Annotated in this window: 8 protein-coding genes; 3 read left to right on the plus strand and 5 right to left on the minus strand. The window is 64.7% G+C overall.

All coding sequences use genetic code 11. The features are described from left to right. The first annotated feature begins 371 nt into the window (after positions 1 to 371). A complete protein-coding gene (locus tag ACX80M_RS12255; RefSeq protein ID WP_252602585.1) occupies positions 372 to 710 on the plus strand; it encodes a zf-HC2 domain-containing protein in 339 nt (112 codons plus the stop codon). Between the two features lie 183 nt (positions 711 to 893). On the opposite strand, the gene ACX80M_RS12260 is transcribed toward ACX80M_RS12255, so the two are convergent. Genes ACX80M_RS12260 through ACX80M_RS12270 form a run of 3 tightly spaced genes read right to left on the minus strand, consistent with a single transcriptional unit; the run spans position 894 to position 3,801 of the window. Continuing rightward, positions 894 to 3,161 carry a heavy metal translocating P-type ATPase gene (locus tag ACX80M_RS12260; protein WP_252602588.1) on the minus strand — a complete coding sequence of 756 codons (2,268 nt, stop codon included), beginning with the start codon at positions 3,159 to 3,161 and terminating at the stop codon, positions 894 to 896. A 26-nt stretch (positions 3,162 to 3,187) separates the two neighbouring features. Beyond that, positions 3,188 to 3,418, minus strand: a complete 231-nt coding sequence (locus tag ACX80M_RS12265; RefSeq protein ID WP_252602591.1) for a heavy-metal-associated domain-containing protein — start codon at positions 3,416 to 3,418, stop codon at positions 3,188 to 3,190. A gap of 41 nt (positions 3,419 to 3,459) precedes the next feature. Then, entirely contained in the window at positions 3,460 to 3,801 is a 342-nt protein-coding gene (locus tag ACX80M_RS12270) for a metal-sensitive transcriptional regulator (RefSeq protein ID WP_252602594.1), read from the minus strand. A gap of 406 nt (positions 3,802 to 4,207) precedes the next feature. On the opposite strand from ACX80M_RS12270, the gene ACX80M_RS12275 reads away from it, so the two are divergent. Next, complete coding sequence (locus ACX80M_RS12275) at positions 4,208 to 4,870, plus strand: TlpA family protein disulfide reductase (RefSeq protein WP_459309762.1); 663 nt, start codon at positions 4,208 to 4,210, stop codon at positions 4,868 to 4,870. A 573-nt stretch (positions 4,871 to 5,443) separates the two neighbouring features. On the opposite strand, the gene ACX80M_RS12280 is transcribed toward ACX80M_RS12275, so the two are convergent. After that, entirely contained in the window at positions 5,444 to 5,722 is a 279-nt protein-coding gene (locus tag ACX80M_RS12280) for a hypothetical protein (RefSeq protein ID WP_459309763.1), read from the minus strand. 243 nt (positions 5,723 to 5,965) lie between these two features. Between ACX80M_RS12280 and ACX80M_RS12285 the strand changes: the two genes are divergently transcribed. Continuing rightward, positions 5,966 to 6,430: a ferritin-like domain-containing protein gene (locus ACX80M_RS12285; protein ID WP_459309764.1), complete on the plus strand. Its 465-nt coding sequence runs from the start codon at positions 5,966 to 5,968 to the stop codon at positions 6,428 to 6,430. A 419-nt stretch (positions 6,431 to 6,849) separates the two neighbouring features. Here ACX80M_RS12285 and ACX80M_RS12290 read toward each other — a convergent pair. Beyond that, on the minus strand, positions 6,850 to 7,109 hold a 260-nt coding region (locus tag ACX80M_RS12290; protein ID WP_459309765.1), incomplete at its 5' end, for an alpha/beta fold hydrolase.

The following is a 7,109-nucleotide window of genomic DNA, read 5'->3' on the forward strand; positions in this document are numbered from 1 at the left end:
AGCGCTGCCGGGCTTCATCGGCACAATACTTCTGCATCGCCCGGTCACGTAGTAGCCGGTCATTGGTCCCCCATCATCCGTCGATGACAGTTCGGAGCCATGTGAACCAATGACCGCTCCGCGTTCGTTTTAGTGGCAGGAGGTGAAGTGCTGATTCACCGGAAAGAGCGGCTGCTGTCGCTTAACCAGAGCGTCGCCGGGCAGCAGCGCCCAGGCGACATGCGAAGAGGCCGACGAGGTCCACAGCAGGGAATAGCCTGCCGGGACCATGCTTGATGGACGGCCGCGCCAATCATTTGTGGAAGCAGCCCTGCAGTCCGGCGGGGGCCCGTACTGACGCGCTGCAAGTTACCGAGAAAGGTTTTCACGGCATGAATATGAACGAGGCAGATACGTACCGGCATTGGGCTGCCGTCTATGTCCTGGGCTCCCTCACTCCCGGGGAGCGGCGCGAATATGAGACGCATCTGGCCGAATGCGCACAGTGCTCAGCCGACGTGGCAGAATTCGCCGGATTGCCTAAGCTGCTGGACACCTTGGCGCCGGAGGAGGCACAAGCCATCGGGCGGCGCAGCGCACAGAGTGATTTGTTTGGCAGGCTCGCGGCGAAGTTCCCGAGGGAGACTCGTCTGCTCCTTGCCGGTCTTGTGATGGGCCTTCGCGCGGCGAACTGTGGCAGCGACGCCAATGCCCGTTCAGGTAGGCGCTAGCCGGTTGAATTTTCGGACTGCGTTTCCTCCCGGCCGGGACGTGCCAGGAGGCCGGCAGCCGCGGGATGCGCGCCTGCCGGCCACAGGCTGGGGCGGCGGACCCCAGGAGTTTGGGATCGAGTCATTGCCCTGCACCGTGCGGGGGATCAGAGCGTGGGTGCACCAGGATGTTTGCTGGCACTCCTATCGGTGGAACCGCCTGAGGAGGAGGGAGTTGCCGACGACAAGGACGGAGCTCAGCGCCATGGCGGCGCCGGCGATGATCGGGTTCAGCAGGCCCAGGGCTGCGATGGGGATGCCGATGGTGTTGTAGAAGAACGCCCAGAACAGGTTGGCTTTGATGGTCGACAGCGTCTTCCGGGAAAGTTCGATGGCGGTGGCGACTTGGGCGAGCTCACTGCCCATGACGGTCAGGTCGGCGGCCTCGATGGCCACGTCCGTCCCTGATCCCATCGCGATTCCCAGATCCGCCTGGGCCAGGGCGGCGGCGTCGTTGACGCCGTCGCCGACCATGGCGACAGTGGCGCCGGAGTTCTGCAGTTTCCTGACCGCGTCCACCTTGCCCTCGGGGAGCACGTCAGCGAAGACGTCTCCCGGGGCGATCCCCACTTGGGCCGCCACGGCGGCCGCGACGGCCGCGTTGTCTCCGGTGAGCAGGATCGGCCGCAATCCCAAGGTCTTGAGTTTGGCGATCGCGGCCGCCGACCCTTCCTTAACTGAGTCCTGCAGGCTGATGATGCACTCTACCCTGCCATCCACGGCGACCCAGATGGCAGTGGCGCCGGAGGCCTGCTCCTCATGGAGCCTTTTTGTCTCCGCAACGCTGGGAAAAACGCCGTTCTCTTCCAGCCAGCCGGTCTTGCCGGCGATCACGAGGGACCCGTTAACAGTTCCGCGGACGCCGCCGCCGGCGGCGTTCCGGAAGCCCGAGACCGCGGCGAGCGGGGTGTGGCTCTTGGCGGCGGCGGCGATGGCGCGGGCAACGGGGTGTTCGCTGGCTGCTTCGACCGAGCCGGCCAGGTGCAGTTCCTTGTCCTGGCCCATCTCTCCGAGGCTGATGATCCTGCTGACGGCGAGTTTGCCGGTGGTAACGGTGCCTGTCTTGTCAAGCAAGACGGTGTTCACGGTGCGGGTGTCCTCAAGGACCTGAGGGCCCTTGATGAGGATGCCCAGCTGCGCCGCCCGGCCGGTGCCAGTGAGCAAAGCTGTCGGCGTGGCCAGCCCCAGGGCGCAGGGGCAGGCGATGACGAGGACAGCCACAGCCGCCAGGAGTCCGCCCTGCACGTCCTGGCCCACGACTGCCCAGAGGGTGAAGGTCAGGGCGGCTATTCCCAGGACGATGGGAACGAAGACGGCGCTGATGCGGTCAGCCAGGCGGGCGATCGGGGCCTTGCCGCCCTGGGCCTCGCTGACCAGCCGGCCCATCTGGGCCAGTGTGGTCTCGCTGCCTATCCTCGTGGCGCGCACGAGCAGCCGGCCGTCAGTGTTGATTGTCGCTCCCGTGACAGTGTCGCCGGGAACCACTTCGACGGGAAGTGATTCACCGGTGATCAGGGAGGTGTCGACGGCACCGTGACCGTCGGTGACAACGCCGTCCGTTGCGATCTTTTCCCCGGGCCGGACAAGGAACACGTCTCCGCGGACGAGATCTTCAACGGGGATGCGGATTTCTTCACCGTCACGGATCACGGTGACGTCCTTGGCTCCCAGATCCAGCAAGGCCCGGAGCGCGTCGCCTGCTTTTCGTTTGGCGTTGGCCTCCAGGTGGCGGCCCAGCAGCAGGAAGGTGATGACCACAGCGGTGACTTCGTAGTACAGCGGAACGTGGCCGCCGTGGGCCGGGTCTTCCGTCAGCGTCGGGTTGGTGAACAGCAGGTAGGTGGAGACCATGAACGCGGCGCTGACACCGATGGACACCAGAGTGTCCATCGTCGAGGCAAAATGGCGGGCGTTGATGACCGCTGCACGGTGGAACGGCCACGCCGACCACGCCCAGACAGGCAGCGTCAGCGCCCCGGCGACCCACCCCCAGTTCGGGAACTGCAAAGGCGGAACCATGGCGATCAGCACGACCGGGACGGTCAGGGCCGCGGCAACCACCAGCCGGAGGAGCAACAGCAAGTCCGGCTTGCTGCGGCGGCGCGGCCCTCCGGGGGCGGTCGGACGGTCCAGCTCCGCCGGGACACCGGCAGACGGTACCGCGCTTCCGTACGTCTTCGCGCGCGCCGCGTAGCCGACCGATTTCACGGCGTCCAAGATCTGCTGATCGCTGATCCCCTCCGGCACGGACACATGCGCTGACTCCAGCGGCAGGTTCACCGATGCCTTGACGCCCTCAAGCTTGCCGAGTCTGCGCTCCACCCGGCCCACGCAGGAGGCACAGGTCATGCCGTCTATGTCGAGCTCGATGATCCGTGTCCGGGGCTGGTGAAGGAGTTCTTCGGTTCTCATGATCGATCCTCTGTTGAAAGGTGGTCCTAGGCGTCGCCGGAGACGACGGAGTACCCAGCCGCGGCCACGGCTTCTGCAAGCCGTGCCGGGGGAAGTCTGCTTCCGGAGGTGACGGCGGCCCGGGAGATCCCGCCTTTGTTCAGTTCGACGGTGACGCTGGTGACGTCCTCCAGCGCTTCAAGCTCTTCCGTGACAGAAGCCACACAGTGGCCGCAGGTCATTCCGGGGATGTTGAGGGTGGTTGTGACGGGGGACATGGAATGCTCCTCGGAGGGCGGTGGTGGTGGGTAGCTCGACGTCAGCGCAGCAGCCGTGCAATGGCGCCGGAGGCTTCGCGGACTTTGAGGTCGATTTGGTCGTTTCTTGTGGCTGTGTCAGCCTCTGCGGCGGCGCTGGCCACGCAGTGCGCGAGGTGTTCCTCCATGAGGCCGATGCTGACGGCGTGCAGGGCCTTCGTCACCGCCGAAACCTGCGTGAGGATGTCGATGCAGTACTTATCCTCTTCGACCATGCGGGCAATGCCGCGCACCTGGCCCTCGATGCGTTTGAGCCGGAGCAGGTAAGCGGCCTTGTGGGGCGAGTATCCCCATGCGGCCTGTCCTGGCCCCGCAGCGGGGTCTGCGGAATGCCGGTCACTCATTGTTTTCCCTTCGGAACGGATGACTAGACCCAGAATATACCCCTAGGGGGTATTGGTCAAGTACCCCCTAGGGGTATCTAGCAGCGGTTCGCAGGTGGGGTTACGTGCTCGGAGTCGCCATCCCGAACGCCTCCTACGGGCATCCAGCGCACTTTCCGTATCTCGGTGATCCACGCCCCGCCTGCCTCGTATGGGCGTGCAGGCACCATTACGGATGACTGATCCTGAACCCGAGGAGCCGACATCCGCCCTCAGGGGGGAGGGACGGATGCCGGACATGTATTACTATATAGCCTAGTAGAAGTGTTGTGTCTCGCCCGGCCGAATGGACGCCGGCGGGCATCGGCGGTGCAGGCCGGATGCCCAGGGGCCGAGTTCGTGAACGTGAGGGTGCAGCAAGCAAATGATGAGTCCTTCCCCAAGAGATACGCCGAAGCAAACAGCCCGCCCAGGTGTCAGGACCGGGGGGCCAAAGACACACCGGGTGCTTGGAGCAGCCGTCGCAGCGCTCGTTTTGGGCCTGTCACTCAGCTCCTGCGCCGCAGCCAACGGCTCGTTGGCTCAGCAGGCCGAGGCGGGAGATAACAAGAACTACGTGGCCGGCGACGGGTCAGTGACCGAGTATTCGGCCGCACTCCGAGGGGCGCCCATTGAGTTGGATGTGCCGATGATGGACGGAACTCAGCTGACCTCCGCGGACCTCCGCGGCAAGGTGGCCGTGCTCAACTTCTGGTACGCCGCCTGTGCGCCGTGCCGCCTCGAGGCCCCCACTCTGGAATCCCTGCATCAGGAGTTCACCTCGAAGGGCGTCGTCTTCAATGGCGTCAACATCCGCGACGAGGCTCCGACAGGGGAGGCGTTCGAGCGGTCCTTTGGCATCAGCTATCCGAGCGTGCTGGACAAGTCCGGCACGGTGCTGCTGGCCATGAGCCAGTACGTTCCGCCGCAGGCCGTGCCCACGACGCTGGTGATTGACAAGCAGGGGCGCGTGGCCGCCAGGATCCTGGGAGTGGCCGAAAAGAGCACCCTGAAGGCCCTTCTCACCGACGCCATCGCTGAGCCGGCGTGAGAAATCGCTTACCCGCGTGAGCTGAGCGAATGCGCCGGCGGAGTCTGCCGGTGGTGGGGTCCGCGGGCAAGACATGCGATGCGTGGCATTCGCAGGATCGCCGGTTGCGCCGGAGTGCCGGTAGATTGCGGGCCAGCTTGACCTGGCGGGGCCCGAGTTTTGGTTTCTGACGGCTTTCCGGCCCAGCGCCCGGCGGCGGCAGCCCGTCCCGGGTCCGTTCGGACATCTGGGCGTGTTCGATAGGTAATCTTTTTAGCGGCTAACGAATGTTGATACAAGAAAGGCCTGTGGGTCGGAATCCCAACGATTCCGACCCACAGGCCCCGTGCAACTTTGGTCTAGGGCGTCAAATCACGTATTCATCAGTTGGATCGACGGCATTACGAGTGGTGTCGGCGTCCAGCGGTTCGGCGTCGCGGCTGCGTTCGGTCTCTAAGCGAAGGTGCTGGGCCTCGTCCGGGGCGGCGGAGTCGTCCGAGGAAGCGTCCCTTTAGCCTTTCATGAACGACATCAGCAGCCCGACGGCCACAGTGCCACCCAGCAGTGGTACTGCATGCAACGCCCTGGTCATCGTCAGTTGCGTCCAGTGGCGTCGGTGGGGGTCATCGTAAGTTCGTGCATTCGCGCCATGCCGGGGTTGCCCTCGGTCATGAGTTCGTGCATGCGCTCCATGCCGGGGTTGCCCTCGGTCATGAGTTCGTGCATGCGCTCCATGCCCGGGTTGCCCTCTTCGGAAGCCACAACTGGTGGGCGCGGGGTTGCGGCCGCAACCGCCGGTCCTGCTATGACGGCCCCTGCAGCCAGTGCGGCTGCCGTTGCGGCCACCACTACGGAAGTACGTACCAACATCATGAATCCCTTCGATTTACTACCTGACAAATAGCTTAGTTACTAAATGACATAGTAGCTTATTTACTACGTGACATAGTAGCCAAGGTGCGTATGTACTTTTTCAAATGACCCCGGGCGGCCCGCTTCACTACGCCAGGGAGATCCCAAGGGCGGGAGCGGGTTCCTGACCGAGCGGACGGCGGTTTCGTTCTTGCCGTTCAGGCCGGAGCTGAGGACCTGGCCGTTGCCGACGTAGATGCCTACGTGGCCGGGCAGACCTTCAGCCCGTTCACGGACGAAACCAGTTTCCTGCTCGGGGCGTTCATTTTTGAAGACGTCGGCGTCACCGCCTATAAGGGTGCTGCCCCGTTCATCGACAACAAGACCTATCTCGAGGCGGCCGCCGGGATCCTTGCCGTGGAGGCTCACCACGCGGGCATCATTAGAACCACCATGTACGCCCGGGACCTGCAGGCACCTGCAAAGGCCATCTCGAACGCCCGCGACAGCCTGGACGGCACATCGGACCTCGATCAGGGCATCGGAACCGCCCAGGTAGCCAACCTCGTGCCGGCCGACGCCAACGCTCTCGCGTTCAGCCGTACCCCCGCGCAGGTCCTGAACATCGCCTACCTGACCCCGGAATCGGTCAAATCCGGCGGGTTCTTCCCCGCCGGCGTCAACGGAAAGCTCACAGGAGCGGCGGCAGCTGAGGCGCATTCATCCTGAGGCGATAAGCCGCCGCGGACCTCAACGGCGGCGGGCAACAGCATGTCGTCAGTCGGGCAGCTGAGCATGGGTCGCTGAGTCCTTTTCGTATGGACGGCGTCGGCTGGGCATATATGATGCGTCCGTCATCTGTCTCGGCTCGACGATCGGCCCAGAGCATGATCCCGGTCTTCACCCTGCCCGGGCCAGGGCCAGGTCTGCTGGGCGGGCCTGATCGTTGCGGCCCTGATCGCAGCCCTCCCGCCCCTTCCATGGTGCTCGACGTCCTTATGTTCGCAACAGTGAGCCCTGGAACAGTCAACCTCAGCTCCGGCCTCCGAACGCGTCAGCCTGCCGGGTGAAGGCGTGCCGCCCGGGCACCTCCTGTGCCCGGGCAGCCCCACCCGGCAGCGGGTGAAGGCGGTTCGGATGTGTTGAGGCTACTTCGCCAGGAACTGGATAAGGGCTTGGTTCCATTCGTCGGGGTGGCTTACGTTGCATCCGTGGGGGGCTCCGGTGATGACGCGCAGTTCGCTGCCGGGAAGGGCGGCGTGGGTGCGCTGACCGGATCCTTCGAAGGGTACGGTGGCGTCGCCGTCTCCGTGGAGCACGAGTACGGGCACGGTTACTTTGGGCAGGTCGTCACGGAAGTCGGTGCCGCCGAAGGCGGCCATGCACGCGAGGGCTGCTTTTTTGTCCG

The sequence above is a fragment of the Pseudarthrobacter sp. MDT1-22 genome, assembly GCF_054511035.1.